Below are 17,287 nucleotides of genomic sequence, written 5' to 3'. Positions count from 1 at the left end.
TTTGCTCTACTTATGCAATGCGACTTCCGTGATATTAACCGTTGCGGACACAGTGCATTTCGGCGAAAACTAGGTGAGTCATATTGAAAAGCGACATTCCGCTTGTTTCTGGTTATTTCCCTGAATATTTCCAGACGTTCAGGGGCCGTACCGTACTGCGACGACTGTCCGGTAGAGGATGCGGATGTCGCGGGCGAGCGACCAAGAGTCCACATAGCGGCGATCGAGCATCGCCGCTTCCGGTCCGGAGATGTCCGCGCGGGGCTCGAGCGCCCAGAGGCCGGTGATTCCTGGACGGCAGTCGACGGGTACCTCCACTTCGGCAATGCCGGGCCGATCCGCGGCGGGTCGCGGCCCGACCATGCTCATGTCACCCCGAAGAACGTTGATCAGTTCGGGCAGATGATCCATGCCCAGCTTTGAAAGCAGTACGCCCAGCCGCTGCTCAGGAGGCATCTTGAAGCTCAGGAGCTGAAAACGGACGCCCCGACGACCGATCCTCGTCGTGGACGCGAACGTGGGCTCACCCTCGGCGCCACTGGTCAGGATCATGCATCCGAGGAACACCGGCGCCAGCACTACCAGGATTGTGGCGGCCACAGCCCTGTCGAATATGACTTTGGTCGCAGATTGCACCGGATCGAGCCGCGTGGGCGCCACCGATCCGCCCTGTTGTGGTATCAGGGGATCCGAACCGGACCCTCCCGAACTACAGCGGATCACTCTCCCGACTCCCTTCTCCGAACGAGACGGCCTCCCCGAGACCGACAGTTTGTTATCGCGAGTAACCAACCATCACGTTACAATTTCGGAGCACTCGAGTCGGTTCATTACACGATCGTATTAATTGCCGACACCGACAATCATTCAAACGAATTACCCACTACCTCAATGCCCGCTGCCGACGTCGACGCACTAGTCTTCCCACGGACGTGAATATCTTCTTTCGGCAATACCTGCGCCCTTCACCCGAATCATCCCAAGCAACAGGAGCCCCGTCGACATGACCTCTGGCACCGACACCCGCCCGCCGTCGCGCAAGAACAAGCGCCCCGTCCTGTTGGGTGTCGGCATCGTTCTGGTCGTCGTTCTCGCCTTCCTCGCGTGGCTGGCGTACGAGGCATTGACGGCGAAGTCCAATTTGGAGACGACGCGGGACGCCGCGACCTCCGCCAAGAACGCCTTGCTCGACGGCGATGTGTCGGGGGCGCAGGCCGCTGCCGCCGAGGCGAGCGAGTCCGCGGACAAGGCGCAGAACGCGGCGTCTTCGCTGCCGTTCACGATCGCTGCAGCTATTCCGTTCTTCGGCAGTCCCCTCGAGACGATCGTCGAGATCACCGATGTGGTGAAGGGTCTCGCGGTCGATGTTCTCGAGCCCGCGGCGCAGGCGAGCGCAAGTATTTCCCCCGACAACGTGATCGAGGGTGGCGGCCGAGTGAACTTGCAGTCGCTCACCGAGGCGGAGCCGATCCTCGCGGAGACATCCGCCGCGGCCCAGGATCTCTACGCGCAGGCTCAGGCAATCGAGGCACCCGCTTATCTCGGTGTCGTCGACGACGCCCGTGTGCAGCTCGAGAATCAGACCCACGATGTGTCGGGGTTGCTGACCAATACCTACACGGCGAGCCGCATCGTTCCTTCCATGATGGGCGCCAACGGTCCCCGCTCCTACTTCCTGGCCTTCCAGACCAACGCCGAGGCACGCGGCACGGGTGGCCTACTCGGTGGATTCGGAATTGTGCGCGCCGACAACGGAACTGCCCGGGTCGATACCCTCGGCAGTAATCGTGAGCTGGAGTTCGCGGAGCAGCCGATCGATCTCGGCCCCGAGTACACCGCACTGTGGGGTCCGCGTAACACCACGACCGACTTCCGCAATTCCAATGCGAGCCCGCACTTTCCGTACGCGGGCCAGATCTGGTCTTCGATGTGGGCCGAGCAGACCGGTGAAAAACTCGACGGCGCCATCGCTACCGACCCAGTCGCACTCGGCTACATCCTCGATGCGACCGGCCCGGTCACGCTCACCGACGGCGAAGTCATTTCCGGTGACAACGTGGTCGAGGTGACGTTGTCCACTGCATACGCTCGGTTCGGCGAGGATCAGCTCGCCCGCAAGAACTACCTGCAGGAAATCTCGCAGGCTGTCGTGTCGAAGATGACGACGGGCGTCGCTCCGACCCGCAAGTTGCTCGACGCGGTCGGCCGGGCAGGCAGTGAGGGACGCATCTCGGTGTGGAGCGCAGACACCGCCGAGCAGGAAGTCCTGGCGGGGACGAAGGTCGGCCATGCGATCCCGGACGATCCTGCACCGTATGCCAACGTGATCGTCAACAACGCAGGCGGAAACAAGCTCGACTACTACCTGACCCGCGATATCTCGTACACCGCGGAATCCTGCACCGGCCCGACCCGTAAGTCGACGGTGACCGCGACACTGACCAACACCGTGAACTCGGACGGCCTGACCCAGTACGTGGCCAGCACCTTCCAGCCCGGTGTCCCGTACGGCACCAACGAGTCGATCGCCTACCTGTACGGAACACAGGGCGCCAAGATCACGGGCATGAAGGTCGACGGTGTCAACGCCTTCTCGGTCCAGAAGGGTACCGAGCTGGGTCGGCCCGTCCAGGCTGCGTACGTCACGATTCCGCCCGGTGAATCCTCTACTGTCACTTGGGAACTGGAGGAGCCTTCGGTTTCCGGTGAAGCTACGGTTCCGGTCCAGCCGTTGGTGGACACTCCTACTATCAGCATCGATCTTCCCCAATGCTGATGGTGGAGCACTGACGGCCCCGGATCTGTAGATTGCGCGGGCTATGCCGGCCGATGGTCACCCCATCGAGCCGGCATAGCTCGTTCATCAGCAGGTTTCGCGATAGACCTCAATGATCGGTGCCAGCTCCTGCGGAGTTGCGCCATGCAGGATTACCGCATCTGCGCCGTAGTCGAACTCCTTGCGAATACGGTCGACGCACTGCCCTGCCGTCCCGGTCGCCGATGGTTCCAGCCACTCCTCGGGCAACAGTGTCGCGATGTGTTCCAGCTGATCCGTCGTGGCTTTGCTGTCGATGCCCCCGGCGATCGAGGTCACCACCGAGTCTGCGCGAAAACGCTGCAGCACAGCAGGATCCCAGTTGTTGGTCTTCACCAGGAGATCTCCGTAGCCCTGCAGATACGTCGCCAACCGAGCAACGGTCTTCTTCACACGTAGTTCCTCGGGTAGGTGATCACCTACCGTCGCCAAGCACGACCACACCCTGACACTGTCCGGATCTCGGCCCGCCTGCTCAGCCGCCGTCTTCACGGTCTTCACCGCACGTTGAAGTGTCTCGGGAGTGAAGTAGGTATGCAGAACGACGTCGTCGAATTCTCGGCCGCCCAATTTCAGGGTGTTGGGGCCGAAAGCGACTATCGCCAAGCGAATATCTTCATCGAAATCGGAATCCAGGAATAATACCGGCCATTTACCCAGCGGCCCATCGTGATTCAGAATGACTTCGCCGTGCCACAGCCTGCGGGTGATCTGAGCCCAGTCCTCCATCATCGCCGTCGTCACCGACGGCACCCCGAATGCGCTGCCCATTGCCGCTATGCCGCGTCCGATCCCGAGCGTGAACCTCCCACCCGAGAGTCGATGCAGAGTCGTCGCCCACGATGCGGTGATCAGTGGGTGCCGGGTGTTGTGATTGGTTGCGGCGGTACCGATGCGCATTCGGTCGGTGACCGCGCACGCAGCGCCGGACAGTGACGACGCTTCCTTCACATTCCAGCGCTCGGAGATCCAGGCGGTCCCGAATCCCATGTCCTCGCCGAGTCGGGCCTCGTCCATCAGGGTTGCGGGCCCGTCGCTCCCGGCACCCGCCAGTAGGTAGTAGCCCAGTTCATCCAGGACTCGCGCGCTCGACGCCATACTCGATACTCCGATTCTTTACCTCGGGCGACGCGCACCACTTTGGAACTGTGCCGCTCGACAGGTGAATTCGACGGTCGTCAGAGTTTTCTTGACGTGTGTCAAATTAGCGCATAACGTGACCGCTGTCACCCCCTCCAGTTAGCGAGTCTTCTATGACCACCACGTTCGTCAGGCCCACCACCGCGATCATCGGCGCAGGGATCTCCGGACTCACCGCCAGCAAGATGCTCGACGACTACGGCGTTCCGCACACCTGCTTCGAGATGTCCGATCGCATCGGTGGCAACTGGGCCTTCGGCAATCCGAATGGCATGTCGAGTGCTTACAAGTCGTTGCATATCGACACCTCCAAATACCAACTGTCGTTCCGGGACTTCCCGATGCCCGACAGCTACCCGGACTTCCCGCACCACACGCTGGTCAAGGAGTACCTGGAGGATTACGCCGAGGCCTTCGACCTGAAGAAGAACATCGAGTTCTCCAACGGCGTCCGCAGTGCGCGTCGCAAGCCCGGTGGCGGATGGGAATTGGACCTGGAGGACGGCTCGACTCGTGAGTTCGACTTTCTGGTGGTCGGCAATGGTCACCACTGGGACGCTCGGTTGCCGGAGTTCGACGGCGAATTCACCGGGGAAAGCTTTCACTCGCACCACTACATCGACCCAGAACATCCATTGCACCTGCGCGGCAAGCGAATTCTGGTGGTCGGCATCGGCAATTCGGCTGCTGACATCGCCGTCGAACTGTCCAGCCGCACCCTCGACAACGAGGTCGTGATCTCGACTCGCTCGAGTGCGTGGATCGTGCCCAAGTACATCAGGGGAAAGCCTGCGGACATGGGTTTCAAGACCTCGCCGCATATCCCGCTGAAGTGGCAGCGCAAGGTCATCTCCAAGGTGGCGCCCATGCAGAACGGATATCCCTCGGATATGGGATTGCCGGAGCCGAACCACAAGTTCATGGAGGCGCACCCCACCCAGTCGGTGGAATTGCCGCTGCGGCTGGGATCGGGCGATCTGACCGCCAAGGGCAATCTGAAGAGATTGGACGGGAAGACCGTGCATTTCGAGGACGGCACCAGTGCTGACTTCGACGTCATCATCTACGCCACCGGATACAACATCACGTTCCCGTTCTTCGACCCGGAGTTCTTCTCGGCCAAGGGCAATCACATCAGCTTGTACAAGCGGATGTTCTCCCCCGGCATCGACGACCTGGCGTTCATAGGATTCGCCCAGTCCACCCCGACACTGTTCCCGTTCGTGGAAGCCCAGACCCGAATCCTCGCCGCGTACCTGGTCGGCCAGTACGCCCTCCCTTCGGTCGAGGAGATGAAACGGGTCATTGCAGACGACGAGGCTCTGTATCTGGGGCACATGCTTCCGACTGCCCGTCACACTCAGCAGTTGGACTATTTCGTCTACGAGCACCAATTGCGGACGAAGGAACTGCCGACCGGTCGAGCTCGGGTTTCTCGATGAACGCCCGGATCGATGCATCACGGAGTCCGACGAAGGGGGACGCGCGCCGCACTGCGCTGCTCGCGGCACTCGATGATTCGTTGCGGGAGGTGGACAGTGTCGAGTCGATCAACGTGGCCGACCTGTCCCGTCGGGCCGGGGTCACCCGCTCTGCGTTCTACTTCTACTTCGAGAACAAGGCCGCTGCGGTCGGCGCTTTGATGGAAGTCATCTACGAGGAGGCGTCCGAGGCCGGTGTCTGGTTGACCGACGTCTCTCGCGACCCGACCGAGCGCATCGGTCAAGCCGTTTCGTATCTGTTCACCGTCACCGAGCGGCACGAGCATCTCTACCGTGCCGTGTTGGAGGCCCGGGCCACCAACCCGTCCATCCGCAAGATGTGGGAGGCCGACCGGGTCTCGTTCGAGGAGGCCGTGGCCGAGATGATCGAAGCCGAACGTGCGGCCGGCCGGGCACCGGACGGACCCGACGCACGAGCGTTGGCTGCGGTTCTGCTGGACGTCAACGACCGCAACATGGAGCGTCGAGTGGTGGGCTCGTGCCCCGATCACGACCTGCATGTCGATGTGGTCACCAGCATCTGGGTCCGCTCCATCTACGGCACCCCTCCCCTTCCCTGAGTTGCGCACCCCTGCAATTCGACTCCCGTTCGAAAACCCTTGGAGCCAGGCATGAATGAGAACCACACCACCATGACCGAAACCCTGCCCACCGAAGCAACACGTGTCGTCGGCTTCACGGTGGCGGGTACACGGTGCGAGGGCACCCACTTTCCGGCTCGCAGTGACGCATTGGCATCGGCGGCCGGCCGCCCGGTCGTCGTGTTGGCGCACGGATTGGGTGGCACCCGGGACTCGGGCCTGGACGCCTTTGCCGAGTCGTTCGCCGCAGCGGGGTTGGACGCCTTCACCTTCGACTATCGCGGTTTCGGCACCAGCGGCGGCGACGAGCGCCAGACCGTGTCCTTGGCCGGTCAGGTCCAGGACTGGATGGCGGCGGTCGACGCTGCTGCGCAACTCCCCGGTGTCGATCCGCAGCGGATCGTGCTGTGGGGCGTCTCGTTGGCTGGTGGCCATGTACTCCAGGTGGCCGCTGACCGTGAGGACGTTGCGGCCGTCATAGCGGTGGTGCCGATGGTCGACGGTGTGGCCGCCATGCGGCACGCTCTCGCCGCGCATGGTCCGTTGACCCTGCTCAAGGCCACTGCAACCGGGATTGGTGCACGGGTGCGGGCCAACATGGGCAAGCCCACGATGCTGCCGGTCGTCGGCAAGCCGGGGCAGCCCGGTGCGCTCACTCTGTCCGGGGCCTACGAGGACTACCACTCGATCGCAGGTCCGTCCTGGCGCAACGAAGTCCGCGCCGACGTCGGCCTGGAACTCGGCACCAGAGCGCCGGCCCAGGCCGCCGCGAAGATCAAGGTCCCGCTTCTGGTCCAGATCGCCGACTTCGACCGGTCAGCGCCGCCGCGTGCGGCGGCGCTGGCAGCCTTCGCGGGCCGCGCCGAGGTGCGTCATTACCCGGGAGACCACTTCGATCTGTTCCCGGGCAAGCCGTTCCACGGACCGGCCGTCGAACATGCGGTGCTTTTCTTGAAGCGACACCTGACCCCTGCAGCGAACTGAGGTGTCACGACCGTGTGAGGTCGCTGTGCGCTGATTTCCCCGCCTTTTGGGCTCGCTGAGCCTGCCACTTGCGCTGGCGAGCCACGAATAAGATCGACGAGCGTTGCATCAGTCCCGGCGCGAGCCGGTTGAACCGCCATGCCAGGCGAGCCGAGCGCGGCGTGACCAGGATGGCCTTGTTCCCGGCGACGGCCGCCAGCACCTCGTCGGCCAGCTTCGCCGGCGAGTGCGGGGTCTCGATGCGCTGACCCTTGAGGTAGTAGTCGCGGCCCACGAAGTCGTCGATCGAACCCTTGTCCAAGATCGGGGTATCGACCGCCCCCGGGCAGACAACGGTGACACCGACGCCTTTGGCCGCCGCCTCGGTACGCAGCGCGAGCGAGAGTCCGACCACTGCATGCTTCGTGGCGATGTAGCTGGTGATCAGACCTGCTGCCATCAGGCCACCGGCCGAGGCCGTGTTGACGATGTGACCATTGCCCTGGGCGATCATCTTCGGGTAGGCCGCATGGATGCCATGGACCACGCCACGCAGGTTCACGTCGATAATCTGATTCCACTGGGCCAGGGTCAGGTGCTCGGCCTCGCCGCCGAAGGTGATGCCGGCGTTGTTGAAGATCAGGTCGATCCGACCGTGCTCGGCGACCACCCGGTCCACGGCTGCCAGCACCTGCTCGGGGTCGGTGACGTCGAGCGCCTCGGCACGAGCCCGCGGCCCCAGTGCCGTAGCAGTGCGTTCCGCAGCAGCCTGGTCGAGGTCGGTACAGACGACATACGCGCCGGCCTTGACCAGCGCTGCGGCCAACGCGGCCCCGATGCCGGACCCTGCCCCGGTCACCAGCGCGGCGCGCCCGACAAAACGGCCCCGGTAGGGATTGGCGCCGTCTGCGCCCGCAGACCCAGTGCGGCTCATCCGAAGGCCTTCTCGATAAGACCCAGCAGGTCCGGGTAGCGCTTCAAGTGCGCACCGCCATTGACCTGCATGTCCTCGCCGGTTGTCCACGCCGCACCGTCGGAGAGCAGGTACTCACACGCGGCCGCAATCTCGAGTCCCGTCCCTGAGCGTCCCAGCGGCGTGTTCTCGATGTAATCCTCACGCACACCGGGGATCTCCATGGCCGGCGAGGTCAACGGCGTGACAACGAGACCGGGAGAGACCGTGTTGACCCGGATCTGCCGCGGAGCCAACTCCAGAGCCGTCACCTTCGTGAGCATCAGGAGCCCGGCCTTGGCCGTGCAGTAGGCCGCCAACCCCGATCCGGGTTGGGTCCCGTTGAGCGAGGCCAGGGTGACCAACGATCCGCCGTCGGCGACGCGGCTTCCGGCGTGCTTGAGCACATGGAATGCACCGACCAAAGAGATGTCCAGAATGCGCCGAAACTCGGCCGAATCGTGGTCGACCACGGGCGAAAGAGTGCTCGTGCCTGCACAGTTCACCACTCCGGTGAACGAGCCGCGTTCGACAATGATTTTCTCGAACAGGGCCTGCACCGTTGCCTCGTCGGCGACGTCCACCGGGAGTATCGACTCACTGCTCACCAGATCGGCGCCGATGACGTGGTGGCCCTGTAAACGCAGGTGCTCGGTGATAGCGGCACCGAGACCGGAGGCGGCACCGATCACCACCGTGGTCTTGGCGGCAGCGGACGTCTCGGATGATGGGGGCATGCGTACTCCTGACATGTGTCGAAACTTGTTGACGTGTGTCAACTTAGCCCCCAGAGTGACCGCTGTCACCCCCGGTGATGTCACCGGGCAGTGATGTCACCGGGCAGTGATGTCACCGTGCCGTGATATCGACGCCGGATTGGGCGGGGCCGGATTGGACTGAGTTCGACTGGGCGGGATTGGGTTCGACGTCGATCGTGGTGAGGTCGCGCCCTCGGGTCTCTTTGATCATCGTCAGTGCCCCGATCGATACGCCTGCGGTGATGACGATGATCAGGCTCAGCGGCACGCTCGAGCCGCCGAATCCGGCGAGCAGGACGCTGGCGATCAGTGGGGTGAAGCCTGCGCCGATGAGGCTGGCGCCCTGGTATCCGAGGGAAGCACCCGTGTAGCGGACGGTGGTACCGAACATCTCCGACAGCAGCGGGACGAGGGGTGCGAACATCATGTTCTGCAAGATTTGTGCGAAGACCAGGCCTGCCGCCATCAGTGCGATGGAACCGGTGTTGATGAGCATGTAGAGCGGGAACGCGAAGATCATTGCGCCTACGGCTCCGATGAAGATGACCGCACGACGGCCGATTCGGTCGGACAGCGTGGAGGCCAGGGGGATGGCGACAAGCGCGACCACGGACAGGAGTATGAGTACCCGGATCACTTCCGACTTGTCGTAGCCGATGCCCGTCGCATACGCGATGATGTGTGACGTCATGAGCGCGGTGAGCGCGAAGGGCGCAATACCCGCGGCACATGCGAGCAGTACGGGGCGAGGACTGCGGATCAGTCGGCTCAGTGGGGTGCGTACGGCGTTTTCGGTTTCGGCGCGTTCGACTGCTTCTTGGAACACTGGGCTTTCGGTGATCCGCGACCGAACGTAGAGGCCCACTACGACGAGCAATGCACTGAACAAGAACGGGATGCGCCAACCCCACGACTGCAAGCTCTCGTCGGGCAGTAGCGTCACCAACGCGACGGCGACCGTCGACATCAAGAACCCCAGCGGTGAGCCCAAGTTCATTATGCCGGACCACTTTCCGCGGTTGTCGGCATCGGAATGTTCGACGACCATCAGCGCGGCACCGCCCCATTCGCCGCCGACTGCGACACCTTGCAGGATCCGCAGGACGATGAGCAGAATCGGGGCCGCCACTCCGATTGCCGCGTAGCTGGGCAGCAGTCCGATGAGGAAGCTCGCAACGCCCATGAGTGCCATCGTCACGATGAGGATGTGCTTGCGGCCGAATCGATCTCCGAAGTGGCCGAACAGGATTCCGCCAAATGGACGCGCAACGTAGCCCACGGCAAGGGTGCCGAAAGCGGCAATGGTGGAGACCACCGAGCTTTCCCCAGGGAAGAACACGTCACCGAACACGAGGGCTGCCATCGTGCTGTACAGCAGGAAATCGTAGTACTCGAGGGCTGTGCCCAACAGAGACGACAGTGCGACCTTGCGCAGTTGCGTCTCCGAAGTGGTGTCCGGGAGATCATGAACTCGCCCGCCGACCTCATTGCTATCCATATGGATCCACTCCTTTGCAGGCTCGTATGGCCACGACTTGCCACCGGATCAACAGCGCATGTTGACGAAAGCGAGAAACCAAGCATTCGCTAGGTCGGAACGATAGTGATGTGGCAGCAGTCACGTCAAGGTGCTGCGGTGCCGAACCAAACGAAGCTGCAAAGGGTCCAGAATGGGCCGATAAACCAGGTAAAAGGACCAATGAACTTTCCTACTGCAGTCCGCAGCGGTGCAACTATTCACGCGTGCCCGGTTGAGACCAAGCATTTGTTAGGTCCGCCTCGCGACGTCCTATTACCGTGTTCACGGCCCCCACTACGTCGAGGGTCGTCGATGCACTCCTCGCAACACGTCAGGCAAGGTCGATAAGCTGCAACCGCGGCAACGTGGATGACCCCATGTGCCCTGCGCAGTACTACCGACCAACTGACAACGCGACCGAGATCATGCTCCAACTTGCGGGGTACTCAGAAGGTAACGGGAACCATGCCGACGAATGCCACAGTCAATGCCGAACAGCGGAAGCGGCAGGTGTTGCACACTGCAACGACGCTGTTCGCAGAGAACGGCATGGCCGGTACGTCGATGCGGATGATCGCAAGCAGCATCGGCATTCTTCCCAGCAGCCTCTACCAATACGTGCCCTCCAAGGAGTCGCTCTTGGAGGAGATCGTCATCGGCCACTTACGAGCGATGAATACCGAATTTCATCGGGTTGTCGACCGGTCACTACCTCCGGAGCTCGAACTCGGTGAGCTGATTCGTAGGTCCCTGACGCTGATCGACGAGGATCCGCACTCGCCACAGATTTGTCGCAACGAAGCGAGCACCATCCGACAACTCGACGGTCACGAGCAGATCAGGTCACTGGCGGCAAGCAACCACAGACTGTGGATAGCTTCACTTCAACGCGGAATCGACGAAGGTGTCTACCGGCCGTCGATCGCCCCGAACGTTGCTTACGAACTGATCAAAGATGGCCTGTGGCTTACCGGGCGGTGGTTCCGCCCAACCCCGGAGTACACACTGGCCGACCTGTCGGTCGAATGCGTCGAGTTCTACCTGAACGCACTGATGCCGAAACAGAGCACGCCCTAGTCACCGCAGCTCGCTGGTCATGTTTTCAGCAGCCATGAAGAGTGCTCCATTTCGAGGTGGGAATGACCAGGCGTTCGATAGCGGTCGTTCGATCAATTGATGACACGGGTGATGAGGAAATCGTCGATGCCGGCACGGCCACCCTCGCGGCCGAAGCCGCTGGCCTTGACCCCGCCGAACGGCACGTTCACGTCGAGGGCGTTGTGCTTGTTGATCCACACGGTGCCGGCCTCGATTCCCTCGGCTACCTGTCGGGCCCGCTCCGCATCGGCGGACCACACCGACGCACCGAGACCGAATTCCTGGCCGTCGATACGCGTGAGGACCTCGTCCAGGTTGCTATAGGCGATGATCGGTAGCACCGGACCGAATTGCTCGAGCCTGACTACATCGGCATCGTCGCCGAGGTCCGTCAACACGGTGGGCGCCAGGAAGTGGCCGGGCAGTTCACTTTTCGCAGCGGACGGACCACCCGTGACCACGCGCGCCCCACCCGCGATCGCGTCCGCGATCAGCTTCTCGACGAAGTCGCGCTGCGCCCGGGTGTGGAGCGGACCCATTGTGGTGCCGGATTCCAGGCCGTTGCCGACGACACGCTGCCGCACGTGTACTGCAAGCGCTTCGGTGAAATCACTGTGTTGTGCGCGCGGAACATAGACGCGCTTGGGTGCGATGCACATCTGGCCTGCATTCATGAACGCCCCAGCAGCGAGAAGCTCCGCGGCCTGAGCAATGTCGGCGTCCGCGAGCAGTATCGCGGGGTCATTGCCACCGAGTTCGAGTGTCAGCGGCGTGACGGCTTCTGCGGACTGACGGATGATTTCCCGGCCGATCTGCGTCGATCCGGTGAACGACACCTTGCGCACCCTCCGGTCCGTCACCAGCGACTGCCCGACGCTGGGCCCGCCGGTCACCAACCCGATCACACCCTCGGGGAGGACTGAGGACACGATCTCGACGAACTCGGTGACCACCCTCGATACTGTCTCCGCAGGCTTGACGATGACGGTGTTCCCGGCGATCAACGCCGGTGCAATTTTGGCGGCTGCCAGGTAGATGGGAAAGTTCCAGGGCACTATCGCGGCGATGACGCCGTACGGAGCGTGCACCACGGTGGCGTGGTGCCCGCCGAGCACCTGCTGGGTGCGGCTGGTCTCCCACTCCACATCCGCGGCCGCGCGGAAGGCCTCGGCAGCGATCCAGATCTCCTGCTTCGCCTCGGCCAGTGGTTTCCCTTGCTCGCGGGTAAGCAACTCGGCCAACGCGTCGGAGTGTGCGTGGATTTGCCCGGTGATGAGTCGAGCCAGGTCCTGCCGGGCGGGCAGGCTCCGTCGCCACGTGGGCAGGGCGGCGGTTGCCGCGGCGATTCTTTTCTCGATCTCGGCCGGGGTCGAGATGGTGGTCTCAGCTACGACCTCGAGGGTGGCCGGGTTGACCGAGGTCAAGACGGATCCGATTACATGTGTCATGTGTTGCCTCCCAGGGGGTTCATCAGGGTGAAGATCTGCGCGCCGTAACCGCCGTCGATGGGTAGGTCCACGCCGTTGATCCAGCTGGCAGACGGTGAGGACAAGAAGACGATGGCGTCCGCGATCTCGTCTGGATCTGCATGGCGGCCGGACCAGTCTCGGGCCCCGGCGATCGCGTCGGCACCCATTGTCTCGGTGAAATCCTTCAGCAGCGGGGTTTGCACCGTGCCAGGTGAGACTGTGTTGGCCCGTAGCCCAATGGCACGGTTTTCGGTGGCTGTAGCGAGCATATTTACCACTGCGGCTTCCTTCGATATTTGGTAGCACGCGCCCTGGATGTCCGGGTAGGAGTCGAACATTGCATATGCCTGATCCCAATCCTCCTGCGCCAGAAATGCTTTGGCTCGCGCATAGTTGGACCGCCAGGCGAAACCGGCCTGGGATGCCGTGGTGACCACGGCGGCCGACTCGCGAAACCTAGGGAGCAGCAACCGCGTCAGATCTCGCGGTGCCAGTGCGTTGACCGCAAGCACCTGCCGCCACGGGCGGGTTGCAGCCACCCCCGCGTTGTTGACCAGGACGTCGATTGGCTCGTTGATGGCATCGGCGACCTCGCGCACACCGTCCCGTCTCGACAGGTCGGCCTGGATCAAAGTGGCGACGCCGGGCATCGAGGACGCATCCGCGTCGGCAATATCGACGCCGATCACTCGCACCCCCGACGCGGCCAACTTTGCTGCGGTTGCGGCGCCAATGCCTGTTGCGCAGCCGGTGACTACAGCCGTGCGCTCATATGTATCGGTCATCGCGACTGCACCGGGCATGTCCCGTAGCTCACCGGCAGCGATTTCACACTGTTGATGAACGAGGAGTTGAGCCGGCGCGGGGGCCCGATCACGCTGATCTCCGGCATCTGTTCGGCGATAGCGTCGTAGATCAACTCGATCTCCATCCGAGCGAGATTTGCACCGATGCAGTAGTGCGCGCCGGTGCCTCCGAAACCCAGGTGTGGATTCGGGTCGCGGCCGATATCGAAGGTGTGTGGATTTTCGAAAACGGTCTCGTCGTAGTTGGCCGAGGCATAGAGCATCAGTAGGCGATCGCCCTTGCGGATGGACTGCCCGCCCAATTCGGTATCCCGGGTGGCGGTGCGCTGGAAGGACAACACCGGGCTGGACCATCGAATGATCTCGTCGATCGCAGTTTTGGGTCGCTCGCGGAGGAACCGCTCCCACTGCTCGGGGTTCTCCTGAAAAGCCATCATGCCGTGAGTGATGGCGTTACGGGTGGTCTCGCTGCCGGCGACCATGAGCAGCACCACGAAGTAGCCGAACTCCAAGTCGGTGAGCGCACCATCCTCGTCCTGCGCGCGGACCAGTGCGGTCGCGATGTCATCTGCCGGGCATCCCCGCCGGTCCGCCGCTAGACCCATCGAGTACTGCATGACCTGGCCGATCGCGGCGACGGGATCGCCGATGATGTCCGGATCCTCGCGGCCGGTCATGATGTTGGACCATTCGAACACCTGATGGCGCTGATCCTGCGGAATGCCGACGAGCTCGGTAATCGCTTGCAGCGGAAGCTCGGCCGCGATATCTGCGACGAACTCCCCCGCGCCATCGGCTAGTGCGTCGGCAACGATCTTGTTGGCACGCGCGGACAGCGCATCGCGCAGCTTCGCGATAGCTCGAGGGGTAAAGCCTCGGGAGATGATCTTCCGCAGCGCGGTGTGCTCCGGCGGATCCATGTTCAACAGGATTCCGCGATTGGCATCGATGGCCGCGCGCGGAACGTGGTCTGAGTAGCGAGCGATGGCGGTGTTCTCCCACGAGGAGTACTGGCCAGAGTCCCGGGATACTTCTTGAACCAGTGCGTGAGTGGAGACAACCCAGTAGCCCTCGTCCTCGAAACCGCCGACACCACTGGGCTGCTCGTTCCACCACACCGGATGGTTCTTCCTCAACTCAGCGAAAAGCTCGTGGGGAATCCCGTTGTCGTACAGCGCGGGATCGGTGACGTCGATCCCCTTCGGCAGGTTCATATCGAATCCTCACGGGCAGATTGGTAGACCGATCAGTGCGCACAAGGCACCGACCCGAACTAACCGAAGACGTTAACGAGTTTCGTTAACTGAGTGATGTACGTCATGTTAACGGAGTTCGTTAAGCTGTCAACCATGAGCATTCATCCACTGAGTGCCGAGCCTGATTCGGCGCGTGAGCGACTGATGCGGGCGGGCGAGACCCTGTTTGCGGACAATCGTCCGAATGGTGTGCGTCTGCGCGACCTGAACACGCTCGCAGGCGTGCGGAACGACTCTGCGGTGCACTACTATTTCGGCTCCCGCGAAGGGCTGCTCGAGCAGATCGTGGCTGCACACATGGCGGATGTCCGGCAGCGGGTGGACGAGTGCACCCAACAGCTATGCAGCGGCGATCAGTCCTCCCCCGCTGCCGTCCGGGACGCGATCGCCGCTCTCTCCATCCCCTACGCGGAGAAGCTCAGCTCGGAGCGTGGCCGCCGCTTCATCCAGATCATGGCCCGCGTATACGAAGAGCCTGGCAGCATGCCGGAATCGCGCTACATCCCGTCGAGCGCCAGCGCCATGAACCAGATCCGCCGCAGCCTTCCCGACATCCCCCCAGATGTGCTCGACGAACGTGTCCGGCTGATCACTAGATTTGTCATCGCCTCATTCGCTGCGCGCACCAGAATGCCAGCGGACGACCCAGGAAGGCTCGACCTGAACTCTTTCATCGTCAATCTGCTCGATATGGCTACCGCCGCATATTTCGCCGTAGTGCCAGAGCCTGGACATTGGCCAGAGAACTGGCCGCGGGTGCACGCCGAGACGCTGGATTGACGGTTGCCACACGCGCCAGAGCCCCGATCCGGCAGGATGAAGACTCGGCCTCGACATGTCCACGCTGGGACGGGTGATTGCAGATGAAACGCATCCTGAACGTGCTGATTTTCCTTGGCTTCTTCGCGGTGGTCTTCATCGTCTTGCTTGCGGTGATCAAGTCATCCAGGGACACCACATCGCCCGCCCTCGCCGATGAATCGTTCGTGATCCATGGCCAGCCGACGACGTGCAGCTCGTTGTTCGGGGAGCCGTGCGACTTCGACCTTCAAACCGAGTACAACATGTGGGGTAAGGGACTCGAATCTTTCGTCGACTCGGGCGTGCTGGGACCTTACGCCGCCGATATCGGGTTCGTGGATTCAGCGAAACTGAGTTTGCAGGCGTGCGGAGTTGCCCGGACCGCAGGAAAAACTGTCCTGGAATTCGACGACCTTGCCCAGCGCGATCACCCTGACGCCACCAGTGCGCAACTGTTCCCGTTCTGGAACCAGACTCGGCAGGATCTGTGCCCGTAGCACTGTAGGTGAAGGTGGTTGCGGCATCGATCGTTTCATCCGACAGCTCACGTCAAGCGTCTCTTGCCCTTTGGACAGCACCGGCGGGGCCGGGTCGGTTCAGTCTTGTAACGTGCACTCGTTCTGCGCGATAGCTCCAGCATGAACAAGTTGAGAGTTGCCACAGTTGCGGTTTCGGTGCCGTTGATCTTGTTCGTCACATCGGGTGTTGCCAATGCAAGTCCGGGCAGTGGTCCTATTACTCCTGAGTGGGTGCCCAACTGGCTGTACCCGGTTTACTACGCGGTCTGGGGATTCTTCTATCAACTCCAGAACGGCATCAATCCGTTCAATCCGGGCACCTAACGATTACAGGTCTCACCTGATCATGGCAGCGAGAGAGCCGATCGCAGTGTGAGTCTCGAATGCCGGTGGACGCTGCGCTCGATCAACCCTCGGACCACCGGCGCATTGCGTCGGTGGTCCCGTCGTTGTGCGGATGCTTTGCCTTATGGCAGTTCATCGCGCTTCGAGGCCGGGGTGGAGGGTTGCGAAATCGGAGCTCATGGGATCTTCCCTCTCCCTAGCTCTCGGTGGCGGCGAGTTCAGTTCCGTTCTGCATCTGCCAGACCTCGCTCGGCAGCGTCGTCCCAGTTTCCAAGTAGGACTTGAGGTTTGCCAGCAAGGTTGGCCAGCCTTGCGCGATGCCGTCGAGCATCTCCCTAGTGGGAACGTTCGTGTGGCTGACGGTCAACTTCACGGAGTCTTGAACCGACTCGATCTATGGTGGTGCGCAGATACTGTCGGCGTACGCATGCGGATCGTTCAACCTGTTTGACCAGGCGGCCGTAGCCCTCCGTTTTCGCGTTCGTGATGCCGATGGTGATGAATGCGTTCATTTCGGGCCACCACGTGTCGACCATCTTCGCCAACGTGATCAATGCCGTCTTCAAGGCACTCGCCGATCCCACTCGGCGTGCACTTCTGGACGCTCCGGGATTCAGGAAGTGTCGATGTTCCGGAATCTGCGAATCGGCACACTAAGTGAAGAACCGGTGCAGCCGATGCGAGGTTCGATGCCGATCCCCACTGTCACGGACGGTCGACACCAGGGTCCGTAATTCCTCCTTCGCGTCGATCTCGTTCCACAT

At 62.3% G+C, this 17,287-nt stretch carries 17 protein-coding genes; 8 read left to right on the top strand and 9 right to left on the bottom strand.

Annotation, left to right across the window (positions count from 1 at the left end):
* Positions 1–138: 138 nt before the first annotated feature.
* Complete coding sequence (locus tag H2510_RS12720; protein ID WP_315901373.1) at positions 139–636, bottom strand: sugar transferase; 498 nt, start codon at positions 634–636, stop codon at positions 139–141.
* A gap of 367 nt (positions 637–1,003) precedes the next feature.
* Between H2510_RS12720 and H2510_RS12715 the strand changes: the two genes are divergently transcribed.
* A complete protein-coding gene (locus H2510_RS12715; protein ID WP_186628677.1) occupies positions 1,004–2,776 on the top strand; it encodes a DUF4012 domain-containing protein in 1,773 nt (590 codons plus the stop codon).
* 87 nt (positions 2,777–2,863) lie between these two features.
* Here the strand turns inward: H2510_RS12715 and H2510_RS12710 are convergent, their stop codons facing one another.
* Entirely contained in the window at positions 2,864–3,913 is a 1,050-nt protein-coding gene (locus tag H2510_RS12710; protein ID WP_186628676.1) for a TIGR03857 family LLM class F420-dependent oxidoreductase, read from the bottom strand.
* A 155-nt stretch (positions 3,914–4,068) separates the two neighbouring features.
* Here H2510_RS12710 and H2510_RS12705 point away from each other — a divergent pair, with 155 nt between their 5' ends.
* From H2510_RS12705 to H2510_RS12695, 3 genes are read left to right on the top strand one after another with little or no spacing between them, the layout of a single operon-like run.
* Entirely contained in the window at positions 4,069–5,397 is a 1,329-nt protein-coding gene (locus H2510_RS12705; RefSeq protein WP_186628675.1) for an NAD(P)/FAD-dependent oxidoreductase, read from the top strand.
* Positions 5,394–6,017, top strand: coding sequence for a TetR/AcrR family transcriptional regulator (locus tag H2510_RS12700; protein ID WP_186628674.1), 624 nt, complete (start codon positions 5,394–5,396; stop codon positions 6,015–6,017). The genes H2510_RS12705 and H2510_RS12700 overlap by 4 nt, the downstream gene beginning before the upstream one ends.
* Before the next feature lie 51 nt (positions 6,018–6,068).
* Positions 6,069–7,022: an alpha/beta hydrolase gene (locus tag H2510_RS12695; RefSeq protein ID WP_186628673.1), complete on the top strand. Its 954-nt coding sequence runs from the start codon at positions 6,069–6,071 to the stop codon at positions 7,020–7,022.
* 4 nt (positions 7,023–7,026) lie between these two features.
* Here the strand turns inward: H2510_RS12695 and H2510_RS12690 are convergent, their stop codons facing one another.
* The 3 genes from H2510_RS12690 to H2510_RS12680 form a co-directional block, all read right to left on the bottom strand.
* The gene (locus H2510_RS12690; protein WP_186628672.1) at positions 7,027–7,935 is read right to left on the bottom strand and encodes an SDR family oxidoreductase; all 909 of its coding nucleotides are present in this window, start codon (positions 7,933–7,935) and stop codon (positions 7,027–7,029) included.
* Complete coding sequence (locus H2510_RS12685) at positions 7,932–8,690, bottom strand: SDR family NAD(P)-dependent oxidoreductase (RefSeq protein WP_186628671.1); 759 nt, start codon at positions 8,688–8,690, stop codon at positions 7,932–7,934. The genes H2510_RS12690 and H2510_RS12685 overlap by 4 nt, the downstream gene beginning before the upstream one ends.
* A 112-nt stretch (positions 8,691–8,802) precedes the next feature.
* Complete coding sequence (locus H2510_RS12680; RefSeq protein WP_186628670.1) at positions 8,803–10,209, bottom strand: MFS transporter; 1,407 nt, start codon at positions 10,207–10,209, stop codon at positions 8,803–8,805.
* A 486-nt stretch (positions 10,210–10,695) separates the two neighbouring features.
* Between H2510_RS12680 and H2510_RS12675 the strand changes: the two genes are divergently transcribed.
* Positions 10,696–11,307, top strand: coding sequence for a TetR/AcrR family transcriptional regulator (locus tag H2510_RS12675; protein ID WP_186628669.1), 612 nt, complete (start codon positions 10,696–10,698; stop codon positions 11,305–11,307).
* Positions 11,308–11,399: 92 nt separating this feature from the next.
* Here H2510_RS12675 and H2510_RS12670 read toward each other — a convergent pair whose 3' ends face one another.
* The 3 genes from H2510_RS12670 to H2510_RS12660 are packed head-to-tail and all read right to left on the bottom strand — an operon-like array spanning position 11,400 to position 14,817.
* On the bottom strand, positions 11,400–12,776 hold the full coding sequence (locus H2510_RS12670) for an aldehyde dehydrogenase family protein (protein ID WP_186628668.1): 1,377 nt from the start codon (positions 12,774–12,776) through the stop codon (positions 11,400–11,402).
* The gene (locus tag H2510_RS12665) at positions 12,773–13,582 is read right to left on the bottom strand and encodes an SDR family oxidoreductase (RefSeq protein ID WP_186628667.1); all 810 of its coding nucleotides are present in this window, start codon (positions 13,580–13,582) and stop codon (positions 12,773–12,775) included. Before H2510_RS12665 ends, H2510_RS12670 begins: the two co-directional genes overlap by 4 nt.
* Entirely contained in the window at positions 13,579–14,817 is a 1,239-nt protein-coding gene (locus tag H2510_RS12660) for a cytochrome P450 (protein ID WP_186628666.1), read from the bottom strand. Before H2510_RS12660 ends, H2510_RS12665 begins: the two co-directional genes overlap by 4 nt.
* Before the next feature lie 135 nt (positions 14,818–14,952).
* On the opposite strand from H2510_RS12660, the gene H2510_RS12655 reads away from it, so the two are divergent.
* From H2510_RS12655 to H2510_RS12645, 3 genes are all read left to right on the top strand, one after another.
* Positions 14,953–15,639 carry a TetR/AcrR family transcriptional regulator gene (locus H2510_RS12655; RefSeq protein WP_261392907.1) on the top strand — a complete coding sequence of 229 codons (687 nt, stop codon included), beginning with the start codon at positions 14,953–14,955 and terminating at the stop codon, positions 15,637–15,639.
* 83 nt (positions 15,640–15,722) lie between these two features.
* Positions 15,723–16,157 carry a hypothetical protein gene (locus H2510_RS12650; RefSeq protein WP_186628665.1) on the top strand — a complete coding sequence of 145 codons (435 nt, stop codon included), beginning with the start codon at positions 15,723–15,725 and terminating at the stop codon, positions 16,155–16,157.
* A 141-nt stretch (positions 16,158–16,298) separates the two neighbouring features.
* Positions 16,299–16,502: a hypothetical protein gene (locus H2510_RS12645; protein ID WP_186628664.1), complete on the top strand. Its 204-nt coding sequence runs from the start codon at positions 16,299–16,301 to the stop codon at positions 16,500–16,502.
* 217 nt (positions 16,503–16,719) lie between these two features.
* Here H2510_RS12645 and H2510_RS12640 read toward each other — a convergent pair whose 3' ends face one another.
* On the bottom strand, positions 16,720–16,917 hold the full coding sequence (locus H2510_RS12640; RefSeq protein WP_186628890.1) for an SRPBCC domain-containing protein: 198 nt from the start codon (positions 16,915–16,917) through the stop codon (positions 16,720–16,722).
* Between the last annotated feature and the right edge of the window lie 370 nt (positions 16,918–17,287).

The organism is Rhodococcus sp. BP22, from assembly GCF_014281965.1.
Classification (GTDB): domain Bacteria; phylum Actinomycetota; class Actinomycetes; order Mycobacteriales; family Mycobacteriaceae; genus Rhodococcoides.
The sequence above is the reverse complement of the archived record's forward strand: the minus strand, read 5'-3'. Positions and strand labels throughout refer to the sequence as shown.